Below are 21,510 nucleotides of genomic sequence, written 5' to 3'. Positions count from 1 at the left end.
AGTCGATCAGCTGCTGCCAGTTGGTCAGCACCGGCATGTGCTTGACCTTGCGCTCGGCCATTCGGCGGGCGACCTCGCGCAGCGCCTTGAACTGCACCAGAGTGCGCTGGTCGATGTCGAACTCCTTGAGCTGCTGGGGCTCGGCTGCGAACACGTCGCCCAGGGTGCCGAAGCGCTCGAGCAGGCGCTTGGCCAGCGGCTTGGTGTCGATACGCTGGATCGAATAGAACAGCAGCAGCTCCAGCAGCTCGTAGTCGGCGAGCGCTTCGACGCCGGCCGCCAGCACGCGCTCGCGCACACGCTGGCGATGGCCGTGATAATGCGGCTTGGGTGGCGTCTCCGTCACGCCGCTGTTGTGGCCGGGCGCCGGTGGCGCTGCGATCAGGGCAGCGGCGAGCCGGACCGTCGGGTCCTCGCCGGCGAACTCCCAGCACTGGTCAAGCTTGTTCCAGCTGCCGCCGGCGCCGCGCAGCAGGTCTCGGTTGGGCAGCGTGTTGCCGCTCACCTTCCAGCGGGCGTCGCCGGCCGACTGCAGGCGCAGGCCTGCGTCGAGCAGGGAGAGCAGCGCATCGTCGCTGGCGGCGCCGACGGAGCCGACCATGAAGGCCGGGTCTTCGGCCTCCGCCTTGCGCCGCGCCATGCGGCTCAGGCCGTCGCGGGCTGCGGCTGCTCGGCGGGCTTGTCGGCGCCGAGATCGTAGGGAGGCTTGGCTAGCTCGCGTGGCGAGAGGGTGAAGAACTCGACGCCGGTCTCGGTGATGCCGACCGAATGCTCGAACTGGGCCGACAGCTGCTTGTCGCGCGTCACCGCCGTCCAGCCGTCGCTCAGGATCTTCACCTGCCAGGTGCCGGCATTCACCATCGGCTCGACGGTGAAGAACATGCCGGGCTTCAGCACCGGCCCGGTGCCCCGCTTGCCGTAGTGCAGGATGTTGGGCGCATCGTGGAAGATGCGGCCAAGGCCGTGGCCCGAGAAGTCGCGCACCACGGAGAAGCGCTGCGCCTCGACATAGCTCTGGATGGCAAAGCCGATATCGCCGACATGGCCGCCCGGCCGCGCCGCGGCAATGCCGCGCATCATCGCCTCGTAGGTGACGTCGCACAGCTTGCGCGCCTTCACCCCGACCTCGCCGGCGAAGAACATGCGGCTTGTGTCGCCGTACCAGCCGTCGAGGATCACGGTGACGTCAATGTTGACGATGTCGCCGTTCTGCAGGCGCTTGTCGGACGGGATGCCGTGGCAGACCACATGGTTGATCGAGGTGCAGATCGACTTGGGATAGCCGCGGTAGCCGAGTGGCGCCGGGATCGCCTTATTGTCCAGGATGTACTCGTGGCACAGCCGGTCCAGCTCGAGGGTGGTGATGCCGGGCTGGACGTGAGGCGTGATGAAGTCGAGCGTCTCGGCGGCCAGCCGGCCGGCGCGCCGCATGCCCTCGAACCCGTCCGGTCCGTGGAGCTTGATCGTGCGCTCGTCGCGCCGCCAGTAGTCGGCGCTGTCGTCGATGATATCGCGGGGGCTGCTCATGGCCCATATTTGGCATGCGATATCGGCAGTAACAAGGCCGTGGACCGCTTGGCCGGCTGGCCGCCCTCCGCTAGTGTCCTGAAAGAAAAGGAAAAAGAGAGTCGCATGTCGCCGCCGGCAAAGACCGTCACCGCCTGCATCGTGGTCATCGGCAACGAGATCCTGAGCGGCCGGACCCGGGATTCCAACATCCAGTACCTCGCCACCGAACTCGGCGTGCTGGGCGTGCGGGTGATGGAGTGCCGTGTCATCCCCGACATCGAGGCCACGATCGTCGCCACCATCAACGAGGTGCGCGCCAGGTTCGACTACGTGTTCACCACCGGCGGGATCGGCCCGACGCACGACGACATCACCGCCGATTCGATCGCCAAGGCGTTCGGCGTCGGCATTTCCGAGCATCCCGAGGCGGTGGCCCGCATGGCGCGGCACTACGGCGACCCGGCACTGTTCACGCCGGCGCGACGGCGCATGGCGCGGGTGCCGCATGGCGGCACCCTGGTCGACAACCCGGTGTCGGTGGCGCCCGGCTTCCAGATGGAGAACGTCTTCACCTTCGCCGGCATCCCCAAGGTCGCCGAGGCGATGTTCCAGTCGATGAAGCACCGGCTGGTGGGCGGCGAGCCCATGCTCTCGCGAACCGTGCGTACCAACCTGCCGGAGGGCGTCATCGCCGAGCCGCTGGGCGCCCTGCAGCAGCGTTACGCGGATCTCGACATCGGCAGCTACCCGGCCTTCCGCAACGGCAAGCCCAGCGTTTCGCTGGTGCTGCGCGGCATCGATGCGGCGCGGCTCGAAATCGCCTCGGCCGAGCTGATGGCGACCATCCGGACCATGAACGGCGAGGCCGAGGAGTTCACCCAGTAGGTGTTGGTCTGGTCGGCGCTGATCGGTCTTTCCGCCGCGCTCGGCGCCCTGCTATTCTGGCTCCACGCGCCGGCCGCCCTGATGCTGGGGCCACTGATCGCCGCCATCGTGGTCGCCGCCGCCGGCGGTCGCGTGCGCTTCCCCCTGACGCCGTTCGTGCTGGCCCAGGGCCTGATCGGTTGCCTGATCGCCAAGATGGTGCCGCTGTCGATCATGGGCGACATCGCGGCGCACTGGCAGATGTTCACGGCCGCCGTGCTGTTCGTCGTTGCCGTTTCGAGCTTCCTCGGCTGGCTGATGACCCGCCTGCAGCTGCTGCCCGGGACGACCGGGCTGTGGGGCATGAGCCCGGGCGCCGCCTCGGTCATGACCATCATGGCCGAGTCCTATGGCGCCGATATCCGGCTGGTCGCCCTCATGCAGTACCTGCGGGTCGTGATGGTGGCCGGCGTCGCGGCCCTGGTCGCCAAGCTGTTCGGCGTCAGCGTCGCTCATGGTGACATCGAGATCGTGTGGTTTCCCAGGCCCGACTGGCTGGCTCTCGGTGAAACCCTGGCGCTCGCCATCGTCGGCCCGCTGGTTGCCAAGTGGCTGCGCATTCCTGCCGGTGCCTTCCTGGTGCCGATGATCGGCGGCATCGTGCTGACGCATTTCGGCCTGATGACCATCGAGCTGCCGGCCTGGTTGATGGCGATCAGCTATACGCTGGTCGGCTGGAACGTGGGACTGCGCTTCACGCGGCCGCTGCTGGTCCACGCCGCGCGCGCCTTGCCGCGCATCATTGGCGCTACCCTGGCGCTGATTGCGCTGTGCGCCGGGGTGGCGGCCATGCTGGTCTATGGCGCCGGTATCGATCCCTTGACCGCCTATCTCGCGACCAGCCCGGGCGGTTCCGATTCTATCGCCATCATCGCGGCCTCGACCAACGTCGACGTCTCGTTCGTCATGGCAATGCAAACCGTGCGCATGATCGCGGTGCTGTTTCTCGCGCCCATCTTGACGCGCTTCATCGCCCAACGGCTAAGGTCTCCGAATGACGAACATCCATGACATGGCCGCGGTCGACCTGCTGGCCGCCTACAAATCCCGCAAGCTGTCGCCCGTCGAGGCAATCGACGCCGTGATTGCCCGCATCGAGGCCTGGGAGCCGAAACTGAAGGCGCTCTACGCGCCGGACTTCGACGGGGCTCGCAAGCAGGCCAAGGCCTCCGAGCAGCGCTGGCGGAGGGGGGAGCCGATGGGCGCCCTGGACGGCGTGCCGATCACCATCAAGGAGAACATCGCCACCAAGGGCGTGCCGGTGCCGCTCGGCACGGCGGCGACCCAGCTCGTCCCGGCCGCGGCCGATGCGCCGGCGGCGGCCCGGGTGCGCGAGGCGGGGGCGGTGATCCTGGCCAAGACCACGATGCCCGACTTCGGCATGCTGTCGTCGGGCAGGAGTTCGTTCCATCCACTGACGCGCAATCCCTGGAACCTCGCCTGGAACCCCGGCGGCTCGAGCGCCGGCGCCGGCGCCGGTGCGGCCGCAGGCTACGGTCCGCTGCATCTCGGCACCGACATCGGCGGCTCGGTGCGCCTGCCGGCGACCTGGAACGGCATCTTCACCTTGAAGCCCAGCCTCGGCCGCGTCCCGGTCGACCCGCCGTACTTCGGCCGTGTCGTCGGGCCGATGACCCGGACCGTGGCCGATTCGGCGCTGCTGATGGCGGAGCTGTCCAAGGCCGACTGGCGCGACCACATGAGCCTGCCGCCGGCGAGCCTCGACTGGAGGGCGGATCCCCTGGAGCCCAAGGGCCTCAGGATCGGCCTGCATCTCGATGCCGGCTCGGGCCTCCCGGTCGAGGCAGAGGTCAAGGCGGCGGTCGAAGCGGCGGCGACGCTGTTCGCCGACGCCGGCGCCGCGATCGAGCCGGTGGCGCCCTTCCTGTCGCCCGAGATGCTCCATCTGCAGGACCTGTTCTGGCGGGTGCGCAGCTGGGTCGATTTCTCGGGCCTGAGCCACGCCCGGCAGGCGAGTGTGCTGCCCTTCATCGCCGACTGGTGCCGCGGCGGCGCCGATGTCTCGGGGGCGACGGTGATTCGCACCGTCAACAACTACATGGCGATCCGCGCCGCCGCGATCAAAGCGACCCACGGCTTCGACTATGTCCTGTCGCCGGTGTCGCCTGTGCCGACTTTCCCCGCCGAATGGGAGACGCCGACCAATGACGTCAATCGGCCGCTCGAGCACATCTCCTTCACCATGCCCTACAACATGAGCGAGCAGCCGGCCGCGTCGATCAATTGTGGCCACACCGCGGAGGGCAAGCCGATCGGCGTCCAGATCGCCGGCCGCCGCTTCGACGACCTCGGCGTGATGCGCCTGGCACGCTGGTTCGAATCGGCGCGCGGTGCGCAGAAGAAATGGCCGGAGCCGCCGGCGACGGTGTAGCGCTCTCTTGTCATTGGCCTCCCCCGTGAGACTCAGGGCATTCGCACATGGCAAAAAAGTGCCGTCATCCCGAGCGGAGCCGCCCAAAGGGCGGCGCAGTCGAGGGACCTTTCTTGCTGATGCTGCAACAAGAAAGCTCCCCCCACTACGCCTCGCTAAGCTCGGCTCCGGTCGGAATGACGGCACTTTTTGCCATGTGCGAATGCCCTGACCCGCAAGACGGGAAGGGCAATGAAAAAGTGATTGCTTCACCAAGGTAGTGCGCTGACGGCGCGTCCCCCAATGCGCCGCAAAACGTGAACGACCAGGTTCGTGGGCCCCGCGCCGGCACGTGGTAGCGTCGGTAATGTTCCGCCGAACGCTCCTTGCCGCCCTGCTCGCCGTCTCGCCGGTCCTGGCGCAGCCGGTCGCCGCGCCCGACTGCACGGTCGACGTCCAGCTGAGCGAACGCGGTGGCCTCGGCCTCGAGGTCACCTATCGCTGTCGCGCGGCGCAGTCGCTCGCCTTCGAGATGGGCGAGGCGCGCGCCGCGCCGTACGTCGGCGGCCTCAGGGTCGAGCAGGGCAATGGCATCGCCGAGGCGCGCTACCACTTCGACCTGTCCGACTTTACCGGCACCGTCCAGTCGACATCGCTCGCCGTGCAGCGCGGCAACGGCGTGCTCGCGACGCTGGGCAGCTGGCTGCTCGAGCCGCGTGGCTACGACCGTCCGCCGGTCATCGATATCCGCATCAATGCCGAGCCTGGGCTCGCGTTCGCGGCAGGCCTGCCCAAGGTCGGCGACGCTTGGCGGCTCGCCGGCACCACCGTGCGCTTCGCCGGCTACACCGCGCTCGGCCGGCTGACCTATCGCGAGCTTGCGGTGCCGGCGCCCGGATCGCTGCGGCCTGGCCAGCCCGCATCGCGGGGCGTGTTGCGCGTCGCCCTGCTCGACGGCGTCGCCGAGGGCAGCCGCGCCGATGTCCTGGATTGGGTCGAGCGCACGGCCCAGGCGCAGGCGAACTACTGGCAGGGCTTCACGGCGCGGCAGGCGCTGGTCGGCCTGGTGCCGATGCCCGACCGGCGCGGCGTCGGCTATGGCCGCTCCGTACCCGGCGGCGGCGTCACCGTGATGGTCGAGATCGGCAACGAGGTCGATCGCCATCGCCTGTTCGGCGACTGGGTGCTGACTCACGAGCTGGTGCACACCGGCATGCCGTTCATCCGCGGCCGCGGCAGCTGGTTCATGGAGGGCGCCGCCACCTATGTCGAGCCGATCATCCGCGCTCGCGCCGGGTGGAAGACGGAGGAGGAGGTGTGGCGTGAGTGGGTCGACAACATGCCGAAAGGTGTGCCGGCCTTCGCGTCCGGTCTCGCCAATGCATCGGGTCGCGAGAATTACTGGGGCGGCGCCACCTTCATGCTGCTCGCCGATCTCGCCATCCGGCGCGCCAGCCAGGGCGCCAGGGGACTGGAGGATTGCCTGGGCGGCGTGCTGTGGAGTGGGCTCGATGGCGCGCGGCGCGCCTCGGTCGGCGACTACGCCGCCGCGTGCGATCGCGCCACCGGCACCCAGGCAATGAGCGCCCTGGTCGACCGCCATTTCAACCGCGGCGGGCCGCTCGATCTCGCGGCCCTTTGGAAGGAACTCGGCGTCAGCCTGATCGGCGGCCGCATCGCCCTCGACGACTCCGCGCCGAGCGCGGCATGGCGCAAGATGATCGTCCCGGGCAACCGGCCGCCCAAGCCGGTGAAGCTGCCCTGGCAGAGCTGAACATGCCCGAGAACACCGGAGCCTGGCTGGAGGACCTTACCTGGCCCGAAGCCAAGGCGCGCTTCGACGCCGGGGTAGTGGTCGTGGTGCCGGTCGGCGCCGCCGCCAAGGCGCACGGCCCGCACCTTCCCTTGAAGACCGACGCCCTGACGGCACGGGCGCTCGGCCAGCGCCTCGCCGAGCGCCTGCCCGTGATCGTGGCGCCGGTCGTGGGCTTCGGCTCCTACCCGGCCTTCACCTCCTTTGCCGGCAGCCAGCATTTGTCGGCGGCAACCTTCAAGGCGCTGCTGTTGGAGTTGATTGGCAATCTGCGCAGCCACGGCGTCAGCCGGATCGTCCTAGTGAATACCGGCGTGTCAACCGAGAAGCCGATCGACGAGATCTCGACCGGCGCCGACGATCTCCTGGTCCTGCACATGCGCGGCCTGGGTGCCGCCGCCGAGCGGCTGATCGAGGTGCCGGAGGGCGGTCACGCCGACGAGCGCGAGACGTCGGTGATGCTGGCCCTCGACCCGCGCAGCGTGCGCATGGACAAGCTGGCGCTCGACGGCCCGTTCGAACGCACCGGCGCCACCGGCGACCCGACCCGCGCCACTGCCTTCAAGGGCGAACGCCTTCTGGCGGCACGGGTGGACGACATCGTCGCGGCGATTGGCAAGCGGTGGCCATAGGGGGAGTCATTGCTGGGAGCGCGCCACTCCTGTGGCGCTCATGGGATGTGGGATCGACAAGAAGAGCGCCACGGGAGTGGCGCGCTCCCAGCAACGGATCAAACCGCCGGCCGGCTGCGGATCTCGTCGGATACCTTGCGCTTGAGGAATTTTCCGTGGCGCAGGTCGCCGTGGAAGGCGCCGTTCTCCACCACGACGTTGCCGCCCTTGATCGTGACGGTGGGCCACGCCGTCACCACATGACCCTCCCAGGGCGTGTAGTCGGTCTCGTGCAGGTCGGCGGCGCGGATCGTCTTCGAGAGGCCGGTCTCGAGCAGCACGATATCGGCGTCGGAGCCCACTGCCAGCGCGCCCTTGCGCGGATAGAGGCCCATGATGCGCGCGGCGTTGCTCGAGATCATGTCGACGAAATGTTCGGCCGAGTAGCCGCGCTTCGTCACCATCTGCGTGTACATCAGGCCGACGCGCGGCTCGACGCCCGAGTTGCCGCCCGTGGTGTCGTCGATGCGGCTGCCCTGCAGCTTGACGCGCAGCGGGCAGCACAGCTCGTCGGTGGCGATGACCTGGATGGCGCCGCGATTGGTCGCCTCCCACAGGCGCTTCTGGTCCTCGGGAAATTTCAGCGACGGGTAGGTGTGGAACATCTGCCCGCCCGGCCGCTTGTAGTCCTCGGCGTTGTACATGAGGTACTGGTGCAGGGTCTCGCCGTACATCGGGAAGCCGCGCGCCCGCGACTGGGCAAGCGCCGCCACGCCGGTCGCCGCCGAGACGTGCACCATGTAAAGCGCGGCTCCCTCGACGTTCTCGGCCAGCCGGATCACGCGGTTGAACGACAGCTCCTCGGACAGAGCATTGTGAACCTCGGCCATGTGCTCGAAGCTGACGCGGTTCTCGCGCACCAGCTTCTCGTACATGAACATGACGATGTCGTTGTCCTCGGCATGGATGCAGGCGATGCCGCCCTGGGCCGCGACCACCTTCAGGGCCTCCCAGATGTGGCCGTGCGGCACCATGCGGCCGAGGTTGCCGGGCCGGATATTGGTCGTGAAGATCTTGATGCTGGCGTGGCCGTCCTGCATCGCATCGGCGAGCTGGCCGAAATGCGGCGTCGGCACCTCGCCCATCAAGGTGAGGTGGAAGCCGTAGTCGCAGTAGCAGGCGTCCTTCCACGCGGCCTGGGTCTGCGCGATCGATTCCTGGACGGTGCGCTCGTGCACGCACTGCACGAAGTCGATCAAGGTCGTCGTGCCGCCGTGCAGGGCCGCCTTGCTGACCTGCGACGGCGGATCGGTCAGCACGTCCGGCCGCCCCGGCGCGCGCACCGGCATCAGGCAGTGGATGTGCGGATCGATGCCGCCCGGGATCACCAGGCGGTTCTCCGCCGACACGGTGCGCGCCGCCTGCGGCAGGCTGCCGGCGCCGCCGACCAGAACGATGCATCCGTCCTTCACGCCGATATCGGCGGCCTGGGTTCCGGTCGGCAGCACGCACGTGCCGCCAGTGATGGCGAGGTCGAGCATCAGGTCACTCCTGCCGGAGGGGCGACACATACCGGCGCGCCGTCGGCGAACCGGTGCAGGATCTCTTCCGGCTGGAGGTCCCGCACGATGAAGACGAGGCGGCTGGTGTGGTCGGCATCGGGCCAGCGCTCCAGCCAGCGCGGCGGATAAAGCGTGTGCTGCACGGCGTGGATCGCCGCCGGCCCCTCGGGCCGGTCGGAGAATTCGACGAGACCTTTCACCCGCAAGAGCTTCTCACCGTGGTCGTTCGCCAGCCTGCCCAGCGCCATGGCGAAGCCTAATCGACTCATCGGGCGCCCGAGTCGCACCGAAAGCGCATGGATGCCGTGCGCGTGCACCGCACTCGCGCTCGGCCGTGGCCGCGGCAGCGACTTCGGAACGCCGCCGAACAGCAGGTTGGCCGCATCGGCGTCGCCGGCGGCGACGATCGGCGCCAGCGGGTTCAGCGATGCCAGACGCTGCACCAGGCTGTCCGGGGCAGGGGCGATGTCGGTCTTGGTCAGGAGCAGGAGATCGGCGACCGCGGCCTGTGCCGTGGCTTCGCGATAGCGCTCGAGCGTCCTCTCGCCCAGCACCGCATCGATCGTCGTCACGACGCGGTCGAGCCGCAGCGAGGCCTCGAGAAAGGCGTCTGCCGAGAGCGTGTAGAGGGTGGGCGCGGGATCGGCGAGGCCGCTGGTCTCCAGCGCGATGCGCCGGAACGGTGCCCGGCCGGCCGCCTGGCGCGATCGCAGCAGGCGGTAGAACGAGTCGGCGAGGCCCTGGCGCACGGCGCAGCACGTGCAGCCGTTGGGCAGCTCGACCACGTCGTCGGTCGTCTGCTCCAGAAGGAGATGGTCCAGCGCGACCGCGCCGAACTCGCTGATCAGCACGGCCGTGTCGCGGAGATCGGGGACGGCGAGGACCCTGGAGAGAAGCGTCGTCTTGCCGCTGCCCAGGAAGCCCGTAAGCAACGAGAGCGGAATCGGCTCGGAGGGAACCTCCGTCAGGCCGGCAAGAGGAGGGGTCACGGCAAGCCCGGTCAGGCCTCGCGCATCAGGGTGGCGCCCTTGTCGAGAAGCGGCAGGACCTTGTCCTTGGCCTCGGGTGGCACGGCGAAGACGACCCGGTCGACGCCGGCATCGCGGGCGCGCTTCAGTCCGTCGCCATTCATGCCGACGCCGAACAGCGTCACCGGTACGTCTGCCTCGGCGCGGCCGGCTTCCTTCAGCATCTCGCGGAACGGCGGCAGCATGCCGAGCGTATCGCCGCCGCGGCCGCCGATCGGCATCCAGCCGTCCGCATAGGCCACAGCGCGGCGCGCGCCCTGCGGGAAGCCGCCGCCGACGATGATCGGCGGGTGCGGCTTCTGCACCGGCTTGGGCCATTGCATCATCTCCTCGAACTTCACCATCTCGCCCGCGTATTTCGGCTTCGGCTGCGCCCAGATCTGCTTCATCGCCTCGATGCGCTCGCGCATCAGCTTGAAGCGCGTGCCGAATGCCGTGCCATGGTCGGCCATCTCCTCGGCGTTCCAGCCACCGCCGATCCCGAACAGCAGCCGACCATTCGATAGCCGGTCGATGGTCGAGACCTCCTTGGCGGTATGGATCGGATCGCGCTGCACCACCAGGCAGACCCCGGTGCCGAGCTTGATGGTCCTGGTGACCACCGCGGCGGCGGCCATGGCGAGGAATGGGTCATAGGTGTCGTAATACCATTTCGGCAGCTCGGCGCCGCCTGGCCATGGCGACTTGCGGCTGGTCGGGATGTGGCTGTGCTCCGGGAACCAGACCGATTCGTAGCCGCGCGCCTCGGCCTCCATGGCAAGTTCGTGCGGCGGGATCGCGTAGTCCGTCGCAAACATCGTGATGCCGATCCGCATGATGTGCTCCCTCTCGTGCCGGCAGAGGGTAGCCGATCCGCGGCAGCCCAGGGGAGGGTGTACTCTCAAAATAAATGTGGTCGAGTCCGTCCGTCTTGATGTGACGATCCGGCAACTCGGCATTTCGGCCGAGATGTTGCTCCGCCCGACGATCGAGAAGGAAGCAGCGTGAGCGCGACTTGGGCTCGGCGGTCGCGGGACCCGCAACCACCGAGACCGACGCTCGCTCGTCGTCACCGCATGAGTGACAAGTCTTTGTCCTACTTGGCCGCGAGCTTCATGAGTTCCGTCGCACAGGCCGCAGCGACCTCGTCGTCCGGCTCTTTGCTGCCGGGCATGGTCGCCCAACCCTGCTTCTCGACGAAGTCACCTCGTTGCCAGGAACTCGTGTCCTTCAGGGCGGCGAGCTGTGTTGTCCGAAGCGCGGGCGCGAGCTTCTTGAACTGGGCCACGCAGATCGGCGTGAGTGCAGCGAGGGCAGCCTTTTCCCCTTCCTTCTTGGCCATCTCCTCGGCGGAACCGCTCGTGATCACCCAGCCCGTTCCGAAGCCGACAATTGCGACTGCCACGATTCCGACGACACCACCCCACGCAGCCGGCCTCAACCAATCGGGAACGCTCGCGTTCATGATCGCCTCTTTTTTTGTTCAGAAGGTCGAACCGTGCCAGGTGACGAAAGCGGCTGCCTTCAACTGGATTTATGATATGGATCAAGTCGAGGTGCGCCTCGGCCGCAGAGTACCCGACGGAGTCGCCAACTCGTGACTGCCCGCGACGCTCGAGGCACTTCGATTGCACCCCTCGAGAGACGACAATTCCGGCCTTCTTCAGTTGCTTGTTTGGTTCGACCGTCCACGCAATCACATTATTGACAAGTTTCGGGCCAATTGTAGTGTCGCATGCAGTCGCTGGCCGCCAATCGTCTCGTCCCGGTGTTTCAGCCGACCTACTTTGCGGTTTGCGTTTGCCTGGACCAAAAGAAGCAAGAACGACGTCCCGCCCCGTCTTTTCCCCCTCAAGGACCGCGAGGATATTCGACCTGCCCCCCACTAGGCCAAGCACGCAGCTCTCCCTGAATGGGAGAACGATTCGCCCTTTCCGGCGTTTGACCACTCTTCTGCCAGCCCTCCTTCTGCTTGCCGCCTCGCAGGTCGTTGCGCAGCAGATGGTGAGCGTGTCCGGCAAGGAAGTGAATCTTCGCTCCGGTCCCGGCACGCAGCACCCCGCCGAGTGGATAGTGGGCCGAGGCTATCCTCTCAAGGTCGTCGGAAGTCAGGGGCAATGGCTCAAGGTGACCGACTTCGAGAATGACCGTGGTTGGATCTATCGGCCGCTCACCAACAGCACGGCGTATCACATCGTGAAGGTCGCGGTGGCGAACATGCGCAGCCAGCCGACGACGCGCAGTCGGATCATCGCAAAGCTTGCCTACGGTGAAGTGCTGAAGACTCTCACACGCAAGGAAGGCTGGGTCAGGGTGCAGCACGAAGGAGGAAAGCGGGGCTGGGTGGCGCGGCGGCTGCTCTGGGGCTGGTGACCTCGTGACCTTCCATTGCCGCAGCAGCGGCGGTTGGCTCGGCTCGTGTTCATTGAGGGGCAGGTGACGGCTTCGGCGCCCCAGCAAATGACTTCGCTGAGCGACAAGCTCGCCCGATTCATCGACCTCACGCTGCAGGAACGCACGTACCTGGCGAACGTGCAGACCGAACTCGTGCCGATGCGGGCAGGTGCCGACATCATCAGGGCCGGCCAGACCTATCGTTGCATCTACGTTCTCAGCCAGGGCATGGCCATCCGCTACAAGGTTCTGCACGACGGACGTCGCCATGTGCTCAATCTTCTTTTGCCGGGAGACCTGATCGGACTGCCCGGATGCATGTTTCAAAGCTCTCTGTATTCCATATCTGGCCTAACTGATGTGGTTGTCTGCCCCCTGTCGTTCGATGCCATGTTCGAGCTTTTCCGTCGCCATCCCCGGCTGGGAGCGGCGATGTTCTGGATTGCCGGACACGAGGCAGCACTCTTTGCCGAGCACCTGGTGGGCGTCGGACGCCAGTCGGCCTACGAGCGTGTGGTGCGCCTTCTGCTGGAGCTTCTGTTCCGAATGCAAATCGCGGGGCTGGCCGACGAGCGGTCCTATGACCTGCCATTGACGCAGGAACTCATCGCCGACACGCTCGGGCTGAGCGTGCCGCATGTCAACCGGACGCTTCGGCGGCTGCGTGAAGACGGCCTGATCTCGCTTCAAGGCGCGAGGTTGACCTGCCTCGACATTCCGGCGCTCTCACGCCTGGCAGACTTCGACGGCGTCAACCTCGGTGGGCAGCGTGTTCCCGGCCTTTAGGCCGGCCAACTTTCAGATCTGAAGTCTGCGGGCTGTTGCCAGCCCCGACATTTCCTCCACTGCGTCCTTTGGCCGGCCGGGCATCAGGCAAATCTCGTGGCTGGGAGCGCGCCACTGCGATGGCGCTCGTGGGACCTATGGAGGAGAGCATGAGGGAGAGTCGCGCGTCGTGTTCGATGCCCCTATGCTGGTCGCGCACGGAATGGAGCATCGATGAAAATCATCAGCGTCGCGGCGGCGGTCGTCGCCTTGTCTGTGGTCGCGAACGAAGGGCGGGCGCAGACCGCGCTGCAGCCCGGCCTGTGGGAGGTGATGGACAAGACGACGATGGAAGGCGTCCAGCCGATGCCGATGACGTCGCGCAAGGTCTGCATCAAGGGTGGGGAAGCGACGCTCGAGCGGCTGCTCTACCCGGCCCCGGACGTGTTCGCGAAGCACGGCTGTACCTTCCGGCCGGCGCCGGCTCAAACCGGCCTTTTCAAGGCGACCACGGTGTGCCCGGCGACGGCGACGCTGCCCAGCGTCACGGCTTCGGCGGAGATCAGCTACAAGCCCGACAGCTACGAGGGCCTGGGCCAGCTCCTGATCAAGGACCAAGCCGGCACGACGCTGAAGGGCAGCTCGGCGATGAGCGGCAAGCGGATCGGCGACTGCTGACGGCCACCGCTACATGAAGGCGGGCATCACCTGCTCGCCGAAGCGGCTGAGCGAGGCCATGTTCTGCTCGTGGCTCATGGCGCCGAAGCCGGTCTGGCACAGCAGGTGCTGCACGCCGACGTCGCGCAACTCGGCAACCTGGTCGCGCACGCGCGCCGGCGTGCCGTACAGACAGCCGGTGCCGAGAACATAGGGGATGGCCTGGTCGTCGCTGACTCCGGGATCGGTCCAGGCGTTGAGCGTCGCCGGATCGGGCTGGAAATCGTGCGGATTGTAGGCCTCGCGCACGTGCATCATGTGGGCGCGCGTCTCGACCAGCAGGGCGGCCAGCTCGTCCTCGGCCTGGGCATTCGACTGCGCGACGTAGACGTTCCGCCATAGGGCGCTCTGCGCCAGCAGGAGCGCCCGCTTCTTCTCGTCGTGGCCACCGGCCTCGATGCCCTGGGCGTAGGTCGCCCAGCGCTCCTTGATGCGATTGACTGGCAGGCGCGCCGTGAGGATGGGCACGCCCAGCCGACCGCACTCGGCGAAGGAGCCGGGCGAGATGACGCTGCGCCACAGCGGCGGGCCGGGCTGCTGCACCGGGCGCGGCCTGAGTGCCGGGATGTGGACCTTGTGGAACTTGCCCTCGTAGGTCAGCGGCGCCTCGCGCCAGGCGCGCTCGAGGATATCGACCGCCTCCTCCATGCGCTCGCGGCTGTCGTGGCTGCGCAATCCATGGCCGACGAACTCGTACTCGTTGTAGACCGTGCCCTTGCCGATGCCGACATCGATGCGGCCCTTGCTGAGATTGTCGAGCAGCGCGAGCTGCACGGCGAGACGTACCGGATGATGGAACGGCGTCTGCACCACGGCGAAGCCGATGCGGATGCGCTCGGTCTTCATGGCCAGCGCGGCCGCGAACATCAGTGAATCGTTATAGACGCTCTCGCCGGTGAAATAGTGCTCGGTCAGCCAGACGTCGGAGAAGCCCATTCGTTCCGCCGCACAGACCTGCTGGATGATCTGGTCGATGCGCGCGCCGTCCTCGTCAGGCGAGGGCGACATGGAAAGGGTGAGCCAACCGAACTGCATTACATTAGCTTAGACGCCGCTTGGGAGCCGTGTCATCAGGATGGCCGGCCGGGGAAACCGGCGCCTCGTGTGTATCCACGATCTCTTCTCGTCTTCGACTCGCGATGAATTGGGGGGAAGAGATCGGTGGCTCATGTGACCCTCATGGTTTCCGGGGACCGCGGGCGTCTCGCCCGCTCATGCTCGATTCATGAGCGGGCGAGACGCCCACGGTCCGGATGAGCCATGGGCGTCGCTTCATGAAATTACAGCGGCTCTGCGGAAAAGATACTTGGTCTGTGGGTCTGGAGGCGGGGCCAGGGCCCGGAAAAGGAAATGCCGGCGGTCCACCCCAGACATGCCGGCACTCCACTCTCTCCACAGTCAGCGCGGGCGAGTCCCGGATAAGCCCCAAGACGTACCCTTCCTTGCCCAGCCGGCTGACGGTAGCAATTGTGCTGTAGTTGCATGGCGAAGGCAAGAGGATACGAATATGCATATCTACTGTAGCGTTACGGTCAGGCTGAAAACGGCGCCCGCCACCCCGGTCGGACCTACCGCTATGAGGTAATCGCCGGTGGTCGGGAGGGCGCCCATCCAAGCCTGCGCGTTGTCGCCGAACCCGGCGTCCGGCAGGGTTCGGCCGGTGATGAGAGGAGTTCCGTCCGCCGCCCGGGCGATGGTCGTGTCCGGCCGATAGACCTGAAAAGCGAGGCCAGCTGCGGGATTCAGCGAGACCGTCATGGTCTGCCCGGCCTGCGCCGCCACGTAGTAGAGCGCGCGACCGCCCGGCTGAACCTGGCCGCCGGCCGTCGCCGTCGAGGAGCCAGGGGCGAAGGTGATCGTCGACATGGGCGGCAGACTCGTGGGTTGCCCTAACGCAGACAGGGGTGGAATGGTTGCGATGAGTGCGACAATAAGTGCCAGCCCGCCCCATGGGCGAGACGGTCTGATTTGATCTCTGTCATTATGCGGCATTGCTCTCCGGGGCCCTTGGGGGCGTCTTTCCTTCTTAACGCTCAGACCTTAAGATGCCTCGCTTTCCCGGCGTTTGGCACTCGGAAAGCATATGGCTCATATCAGACTGAACACCCATCCGGCGCAGGGCGGCCAAGCGGCCCCTGCTGTGGTCTGGGGAGCGCGCGATCCCAAGGTGCGGGGCCCTGTCGTCGGCACGGTGGCTGATCCCGCCCGGCGAAACGCCATCGGCGTCCATTCCGGCAGCTACGGCATCTACCGGGCGCTCGCCATCGCCGCCCAGGAGCTGAAGCCCAGCCATCGCCCGGACTTCACGAATACCGCCCCCGCCGAGCCGATCGGCCCATTCGAGAGCTGGTTCGATCCCAAGAAGATCGTATCGCTCGATCCGTGGGGCCACATGGTGGCCGAGGTCTTCGCCGACAAGCTCGCCGCCGGCTGGGATATCCGGCCAACCATCGCGGTCACCAAGGCGCGCGTCCAGATGCCCGAGATCAGGGACGCGATCGCGGCCGGCCGCCTGCGACCCGACAACGATCTCCTGATGCCGAACGGCGACGTGCGGGTGACCAAGGCGGCGGTCGAGCCGGTGTGGTGGCTGCCCGGCATCGCCGAGCGCTTCGGCGTCAAGGAAGTCGATCTGCGCCGAACTCTCTTCGAGCACACCGGCGGCATGTACACCGAGCTGGTGACGCGGCCCGATCTCGAGCTGTTCCTGCCGCCGATCGGCGGCGCCACGATCTATTTCTTCGGCGACGTCGGGAAGCTCGGCAAGCCCGAGACGAAGATTGCCTGTCGCCTCCACGACGAATGCAACGGCTCGGACGTGTTCGGCTCCGACATCTGCACCTGCCGGCCCTACCTGGCGCATGGCATCGAGATCTGCATCGACATGGCCCAGCGGGGCGGCGTCGGCGTCGTCATCTACAACCGCAAGGAGGGGCGGGCGCTGGGCGAGGTGACCAAGTTCCTCGTCTACAACGCGCGCAAGCGCCAGCCCGGCGGCGATTCGGCGGCGCAGTACTTCAACCGCACCGAATGCGTGGCCGGCGTGCAGGACATGCGTTTCCAGGAGCTGATGCCCGATCTGTTCCACTGGCTGGGCATCGCCCGCATCGACCGCTTCGCCTCGATGAGCAACATGAAGTCGGACGCCCTGCGCGAGCAGGGCGTCGACGTCGTCGAGCAGGTGCCGATTCCCGACGACCTGATTCCGGCCGACGCCCAGGTCGAGATGGATGCCAAGAAGGCGGCCGGCTACTTCACGCTGCTCAAGCCGGCGACCGCGGACCTGATCAAGCCCAAGGGGCGGGGCCTCGATGAGTAGTGCCGGGGGCGCGCCGCTCGAGCGGCGCGTCATGGTCTTCCGGACCGCGGGCCTCCGGCCCGCTCATGAGGCGGGCAGGACACTTCGACACGCTCAGGGCAGGCTGCCCGCGGTAGGACGCGCCACTGGAGTTTGCCACCCGCCTGCTGGCCGACCCTCAAGGATGAAACTCATGGCCGGGAGCGCGCCACTGCGTGGCGCTCATGGGTCGCGTGATCAACGAGAAGAGCGCCACGCAGTGGCGCGCTCCCGGCGGCGACCTTGTTTCTTGCTAGTGGCGCATCCCCAGCCATGAGCGACTCGCTTGCGTGGCTGCGCACGCCCGCGGCAATCCGCGAGCGCGCCGAAGGTATGCTCAAGTACGCCGAGGATGGTCGCTCGGCCTGGTTCGCAGTCGATCCCAACGGGCTGGAATCGGCCGTGCAGGCGACGCTCGCCGTCACCCGCCGGCGCTTTTCCAATCCGGCGGCGATTCCCTTCCATTCGCGCTGGCGCCATTTCGAGGCCGGCGGGCGCGACCGCTGGGCCGCGCTCGCCCCGCGGCTGGCTTCCTTGCCGCGCGAGGAGATCGCCCGGCGGCGCATCGATCTCGCCGTGGTCTCGGTGCTGCTCGACGCCGGCGCCGGACCGGACTGGTCCTATCGCGAGCCCGGCAGCGGCGAGACCTTCGCCCGCTCGGAAGGGCTGGCTGTGGCGAGCTTCCACATGTTCGCCGCGGGCGCCTTCAGCCGCGATCGCGACGACCCCTTGCGCGTCGATGCCGAACGGCTGGCCACGCTGACGCCGGCCGACATCGCATTCGGGTTCCAGGTGCGGGCGCACAATCCTCTGACCGGCCTCGAGGGGCGCGCCGAGCTGCTGCGAAAGCTCGGCGCCACCGGCTTGGCCCGGCCCGGCGCCCTGTTCGACATCCTGGCCGTTGGGGGGGAGTTGAAGGCCGAATCGATTCTCGCGGCCGTGCTCGACCGGCTTTCCTCGATCTGGCCACGCCCGATGGGTGATGTCTGGCCGCATCCGGCGCTCGGGCTGGTGCCGTTCCACAAGCTTTCGCAGTGGCTGTCCTATTCGCTGGTCGAGCCGCTCGAAGGCGCCGGCCTCAGGGTCGTCGAGCTGGATCGGCTGACCGGCCTGCCCGAATATCGCAACGGCGGATTGCTGGTCGATGCCGGCGCGCTACGGCCGAAGCAGGCGGCGCTGCTGCAGCAAACGTTCGCGCCCGGCGACGAGCCGATCGTCGAATGGCGTGCGCTCACGGTGGCGCTGCTGGATCGCGTCGCGGGCCACGTGCGCGGTCATCTCGGCCTCGACGCCGAGCGCCTGCCGCTGGTCAAGGTCTTGGAGGCCGGCACCTGGTTTGCCGGGCGCGCGCTCGCCGCCGAACGGCGCCCGGGGGGCGGGCCGCCGATTACCGTCGCCAGCGATGGCACGGTCTTTTGAAGAAGGGGAGAGCTGCATGTCCTTGCCGAAGTCGGTCCACGTCGTCAGCCATCCGCTGGTGCAGCACAAGCTCACCAAGATGCGCGACCGCCAGACCTCGAGCACCAACTTCCGCCGTCTGCTGCGCGAGATCGGATTGCTGCTGGGCTATGACGCCACGCGCGACCTGCCGCTGGTCGAGACCGACATCACGACGCCGATCGCGGCGATGAAGGCACCGTTGCTCGACGGCAAGAAGCTCGTGGTCGTGCCGATCCTGCGCGCCGGACTGGGGCTGGCGGAAGGCATCATCGATCTCGTGCCGCTCGCCCGCATGGGCCATGTCGGGCTCTATCGCGATCCGCGCACGCTGCAGGCGGTCGAATATTACTTCAAGATCCCGCAGGACATCTCCGACCGCGACGTCATCGTCTGCGATCCCATGCTGGCGACCGCGCATTCGGCGATCGCCGCGGTCGATCGGCTGAAGGAGACCGGCGCCAGGCGGATCAAGTTCATCTGCGTGCTGGGCTCGGTGCAGGGCGCCAACGCCTTCGCCGAGGTGCATCCCGACGTGCCGATATTCACAGCGGCGGTCGATGCAGAGCTCAACGATCACGGGTATATTGTCCCCGGCCTGGGAGACGCGGGCGACCGCCTTTTCGGGACCAAGTAGAAGCAAGAAGGGGAGTACGGATGTCACCGGATCTCAAGTATCTCCTGTTCTCCACGATCCTGTGCTTCGTTCAGGTGCTGGTGGCCGCGTCGGGAGCCAACAGCCAGGTCGGCCTGAACACCCTCGCCGGCAATCGCGAGGGCCTTCCCGACATGACCGGCTGGGCCGGCCGCGCCAAGCGGGCCCATCTCAACATGATCGAGAACCTGGTGCTGTTCGCCGCTCTGGTTCTGATCGCGGCTGCCGCGGGCAAGGCCAATGCGACGACGGCGATGGGCGCCATGATCTTCTTCTGGGCCCGCCTTGCCTACGCGATCATCTACCTGATCGGCATTCCCTGGCTGCGCACCATCGCCTGGTTCATCGCGGTGATCGGCATGGCGATGATCGCCTGGACCCTGCTGCAGGCGCTCTGACGCTTGTCCTCCCCAGCTTCGCTGGGGAGGTGCCCGTCATACGGCGTGGAGGGGACATGAGTCTTCCGGACCGCGAGCGTCTCGGTCGCCCATGACTCTGAGCGAGCGAGACGCTCGCGGTCCGGAAGACCATGATCTCATGCGCTGGGAGCGCGCCACTCCTGTGGCGCTCTTCTCGTTGATCCCACATCCTATGAGCGCCACAGGAGTGGCGCGCTCATAGGCGCTAACTTTGGCCGGACCAACAAAGTCCTCATTCTGAGGAGGCCGCGCAGCGGCCGTCTCGAAGGATGGGCGACACACGAGATCGCTGGAGAAGCGGTGTCGCAGCGCCCGGTCTGTTGCCGACCCTTCGAGACGGGGCCCTCCGGACCACTCCTCAGGGTGAGGTCTTCTGTAAAGTTAGCGCCTATGAGTGGCGCGCTCCCAGCCATGACCTCCCCCAGCGAAAGAGATATGAGCCCAGCCCATCGACGAGCGGCCTCGCACCTCGATACGTCGCGGCCGATTTGCCTTTCCCTGCGCCGACCCGTGATCCAGAACGACGGGCAATCACCAGCGTTCAGCGGAGGAGCGCATGCAGCAACTCGCCACGGGCTATGGTCTCATCGAGGGGCCGGTGTGGGATCCGTCTCGCGGTCTCTATTTCAGCGACGTCATCAATGGCGGCGTGTTTCTGCTCGACCGTGCCGACCAGGTGTCGGTGGCGGTGCCCAGGCGACGCGGCATCGGCGGCATGGCGCTGCACGCTGCGGGCGGGCTGGTGGTCGGCGGCCGCGACATCGCGGTTGTCGGTCGCGCCGACGGCGCCACGCACCAGCTCCTGGCCCAGGATGCCATACCCGGTGCCACCGGCTTCAACGATCTCACGACCGACCAGGCGGGCCGGGTCTATGTCGGCTCGCTCGCCTTTCGCGTGTTCGGTGGCGACCCGCCGAAGCCCGGCCACCTGCACGTGATCGATCTCGATCGCTCGATGCGTACGCTGTCGGACGGCGTCATGCTGACCAACGGCCTCGGCTTCTCGGCCGACGGCAAGCTTCTCTACCATTGTGACGCGCGCTCGGGCCTGGTGCGGGTCTACGACGTCAAGGCGGACGGCAGCGTGGGCCCGTGGCGGACCTTCGCCACCTTCGCGGCCGGCGGTGTTCCTGACGGCCTCAAAGTGGCAAGCGACGGCTCGGTTTGGGTGGCCGACGCTCACGGTGGCCGGGTCGTCGTGTTCAACCCGGACGGAAGCCATCGGCGCGATGTGCCGGTGCCCCTGCCGATGGTCACCAGCTTGTGCTTTGGCGGCGATGACCTGCGCGATCTCTACGTCGTCACCGGATCGCGCGGCGGGCCATCGGAGAATTGCGGCAGCGTGTTCCGCACTAGGGTCGATGTCGCGGGACTGCCTCTGCACCCGGCGCGCGTGGCCGTGTGATTGTTAGAATCATGCTCTTCCGGACCGCGAGCGTCTCGGTCGCTCATGATCATGAGCGACCGAGACGCTCGCGGTCCGGAAGACAAGAGTGCTGACTTGGATCACCGCCCGTGCTGTCCGGGCGCGGACGCGCCCATCGCTTCGACGGTGAGCTCGACCGGAATGCTGCCGGCCTTCTCGAACACGAGAGTCGCCGGCACCTTGGTGTCCTTCGCGAACGGCGCCTTCAGATCCATGAACATGAGGTGCAGCCCGCCCGGCTTCAGCGTCACCGTGGCGCCGGGCGGGAGCTCGACGCCCTTGGGCAGCTCGCGCATGCGCATGATGCTGCCCTCCATGGACATCTCGTGCAGCTCGACCTTGCCGGCGCTGGGGCTGGTGACGGCGACCAGGCGGTCGGGCGTCGTGCCGGTATTGGTGAGGACGAGATAACCGCCGCCCGCTGGTGCGCTGGGAGGCGTTGCACGGGTCCACGGCTGCTTAATTTCGATGGCGCCGAGCTTGTAGTCGGCGGCCTCGGCGGCGACGGCAAGCAGGCTCAAGAGACCGGCCAGCACAGTGCGAGTGATCGACATTGGAGAATT

The 21,510-nt window shown here is 67.2% G+C and carries 22 protein-coding genes; 13 read left to right on the top strand and 9 right to left on the bottom strand.

Annotated elements, in window-relative coordinates:
- The coding region (locus AB7O82_RS14300) for a UPF0758 domain-containing protein (RefSeq protein WP_428551928.1) at nt 1-640 on the bottom strand (640 nt) is incomplete at its 3' end.
- A gap of 5 nt (nt 641-645) precedes the next feature.
- Nucleotides 646-1,527, bottom strand: a complete 882-nt coding sequence (gene map / locus AB7O82_RS14295; RefSeq protein WP_428551931.1) for a type I methionyl aminopeptidase — start codon at nt 1,525-1,527, stop codon at nt 646-648.
- A 105-nt stretch (nt 1,528-1,632) separates the two neighbouring features.
- Here map and AB7O82_RS14290 point away from each other — a divergent pair, with 105 nt between their 5' ends.
- The 5 genes from AB7O82_RS14290 (at nt 1,633) to AB7O82_RS14270 (ending at nt 7,249) form a co-directional block, all read left to right on the top strand.
- Nucleotides 1,633-2,394, top strand: a complete 762-nt coding sequence (locus AB7O82_RS14290; protein ID WP_428551934.1) for a competence/damage-inducible protein A — start codon at nt 1,633-1,635, stop codon at nt 2,392-2,394.
- Nucleotides 2,395-3,444 carry an AbrB family transcriptional regulator gene (locus AB7O82_RS14285; RefSeq protein WP_428551936.1) on the top strand — a complete coding sequence of 350 codons (1,050 nt, stop codon included), beginning with the start codon at nt 2,395-2,397 and terminating at the stop codon, nt 3,442-3,444. It begins immediately after the preceding gene.
- Nucleotides 3,428-4,825: an amidase gene (locus AB7O82_RS14280; RefSeq protein ID WP_428551939.1), complete on the top strand. Its 1,398-nt coding sequence runs from the start codon at nt 3,428-3,430 to the stop codon at nt 4,823-4,825. Before AB7O82_RS14285 ends, AB7O82_RS14280 begins: the two co-directional genes overlap by 17 nt.
- A 346-nt stretch (nt 4,826-5,171) precedes the next feature.
- Nucleotides 5,172-6,578 carry a hypothetical protein gene (locus tag AB7O82_RS14275; RefSeq protein WP_428551942.1) on the top strand — a complete coding sequence of 469 codons (1,407 nt, stop codon included), beginning with the start codon at nt 5,172-5,174 and terminating at the stop codon, nt 6,576-6,578.
- A 2-nt stretch (nt 6,579-6,580) separates the two neighbouring features.
- Nucleotides 6,581-7,249, top strand: coding sequence for a creatininase family protein (locus AB7O82_RS14270; RefSeq protein WP_428551944.1), 669 nt, complete (start codon nt 6,581-6,583; stop codon nt 7,247-7,249).
- A gap of 98 nt (nt 7,250-7,347) precedes the next feature.
- On the opposite strand, the gene AB7O82_RS14265 is transcribed toward AB7O82_RS14270, so the two are convergent.
- The 4 genes from AB7O82_RS14265 to AB7O82_RS14250 all read right to left on the bottom strand — a co-directional run bounded on the left by AB7O82_RS14265 (nt 7,348) and on the right by AB7O82_RS14250 (nt 11,262).
- Nucleotides 7,348-8,769 (bottom strand): dihydroorotase, encoded by a 1,422-nt coding sequence (locus AB7O82_RS14265; protein ID WP_428551946.1) that lies wholly within the window; start codon nt 8,767-8,769, stop codon nt 7,348-7,350.
- Complete coding sequence (locus tag AB7O82_RS14260; protein ID WP_428551949.1) at nt 8,769-9,779, bottom strand: CobW family GTP-binding protein; 1,011 nt, start codon at nt 9,777-9,779, stop codon at nt 8,769-8,771. Before AB7O82_RS14260 ends, AB7O82_RS14265 begins: the two co-directional genes overlap by 1 nt.
- A gap of 11 nt (nt 9,780-9,790) precedes the next feature.
- The gene (locus tag AB7O82_RS14255) at nt 9,791-10,633 is read right to left on the bottom strand and encodes an LLM class F420-dependent oxidoreductase (RefSeq protein WP_428619641.1); all 843 of its coding nucleotides are present in this window, start codon (nt 10,631-10,633) and stop codon (nt 9,791-9,793) included.
- A 260-nt stretch (nt 10,634-10,893) separates the two neighbouring features.
- The gene (locus tag AB7O82_RS14250; RefSeq protein WP_428552171.1) at nt 10,894-11,262 is read right to left on the bottom strand and encodes a hypothetical protein; all 369 of its coding nucleotides are present in this window, start codon (nt 11,260-11,262) and stop codon (nt 10,894-10,896) included.
- 545 nt (nt 11,263-11,807) lie between these two features.
- Between AB7O82_RS14250 and AB7O82_RS14245 the strand changes: the two genes are divergently transcribed.
- From AB7O82_RS14245 to AB7O82_RS14235, 3 genes are all read left to right on the top strand, one after another.
- Nucleotides 11,808-12,170 carry an SH3 domain-containing protein gene (locus AB7O82_RS14245; protein ID WP_428552168.1) on the top strand — a complete coding sequence of 121 codons (363 nt, stop codon included), beginning with the start codon at nt 11,808-11,810 and terminating at the stop codon, nt 12,168-12,170.
- 33 nt (nt 12,171-12,203) lie between these two features.
- Nucleotides 12,204-12,977: a Crp/Fnr family transcriptional regulator gene (locus AB7O82_RS14240; protein ID WP_428552165.1), complete on the top strand. Its 774-nt coding sequence runs from the start codon at nt 12,204-12,206 to the stop codon at nt 12,975-12,977.
- A 213-nt stretch (nt 12,978-13,190) separates the two neighbouring features.
- The gene (locus tag AB7O82_RS14235; RefSeq protein WP_428552162.1) at nt 13,191-13,634 is read left to right on the top strand and encodes a DUF3617 domain-containing protein; all 444 of its coding nucleotides are present in this window, start codon (nt 13,191-13,193) and stop codon (nt 13,632-13,634) included.
- A gap of 9 nt (nt 13,635-13,643) precedes the next feature.
- Here the strand turns inward: AB7O82_RS14235 and AB7O82_RS14230 are convergent, their stop codons facing one another.
- Nucleotides 13,644-14,708: an LLM class flavin-dependent oxidoreductase gene (locus AB7O82_RS14230; protein WP_428552160.1), complete on the bottom strand. Its 1,065-nt coding sequence runs from the start codon at nt 14,706-14,708 to the stop codon at nt 13,644-13,646.
- Nucleotides 14,709-15,188: 480 nt separating this feature from the next.
- Nucleotides 15,189-15,539, bottom strand: coding sequence for a hypothetical protein (locus AB7O82_RS14225; RefSeq protein ID WP_428552157.1), 351 nt, complete (start codon nt 15,537-15,539; stop codon nt 15,189-15,191).
- Nucleotides 15,540-15,756: 217 nt separating this feature from the next.
- Between AB7O82_RS14225 and AB7O82_RS14220 the strand changes: the two genes are divergently transcribed.
- The 5 genes from AB7O82_RS14220 to AB7O82_RS14200 all read left to right on the top strand — a co-directional run bounded on the left by AB7O82_RS14220 (nt 15,757) and on the right by AB7O82_RS14200 (nt 20,926).
- Nucleotides 15,757-16,992 (top strand): GTP cyclohydrolase II, encoded by a 1,236-nt coding sequence (locus AB7O82_RS14220; RefSeq protein WP_428552154.1) that lies wholly within the window; start codon nt 15,757-15,759, stop codon nt 16,990-16,992.
- A 291-nt stretch (nt 16,993-17,283) separates the two neighbouring features.
- Nucleotides 17,284-18,429 (top strand): URC4/urg3 family protein, encoded by a 1,146-nt coding sequence (locus tag AB7O82_RS14215; RefSeq protein WP_428619639.1) that lies wholly within the window; start codon nt 17,284-17,286, stop codon nt 18,427-18,429.
- Nucleotides 18,430-18,445: 16 nt separating this feature from the next.
- Nucleotides 18,446-19,084 (top strand): uracil phosphoribosyltransferase, encoded by a 639-nt coding sequence (gene upp / locus AB7O82_RS14210; protein ID WP_428552149.1) that lies wholly within the window; start codon nt 18,446-18,448, stop codon nt 19,082-19,084.
- A gap of 20 nt (nt 19,085-19,104) precedes the next feature.
- The gene (locus AB7O82_RS14205) at nt 19,105-19,500 is read left to right on the top strand and encodes an MAPEG family protein (RefSeq protein ID WP_428552146.1); all 396 of its coding nucleotides are present in this window, start codon (nt 19,105-19,107) and stop codon (nt 19,498-19,500) included.
- 577 nt (nt 19,501-20,077) lie between these two features.
- A complete protein-coding gene (locus AB7O82_RS14200; protein ID WP_428619636.1) occupies nt 20,078-20,926 on the top strand; it encodes an SMP-30/gluconolactonase/LRE family protein in 849 nt (282 codons plus the stop codon).
- A gap of 101 nt (nt 20,927-21,027) precedes the next feature.
- Here the strand turns inward: AB7O82_RS14200 and AB7O82_RS14195 are convergent, their stop codons facing one another.
- On the bottom strand, nt 21,028-21,501 hold the full coding sequence (locus AB7O82_RS14195; protein ID WP_428556305.1) for a copper chaperone PCu(A)C: 474 nt from the start codon (nt 21,499-21,501) through the stop codon (nt 21,028-21,030).
- Nucleotides 21,502-21,510 lie beyond the last annotated feature (9 nt).

Source organism: Reyranella sp. (assembly GCF_050185545.1).
GTDB lineage: Bacteria > Pseudomonadota > Alphaproteobacteria > Reyranellales > Reyranellaceae > Reyranella.
The sequence above is the reverse complement of the archived record's forward strand: the minus strand, read 5'-3'. Positions and strand labels throughout refer to the sequence as shown.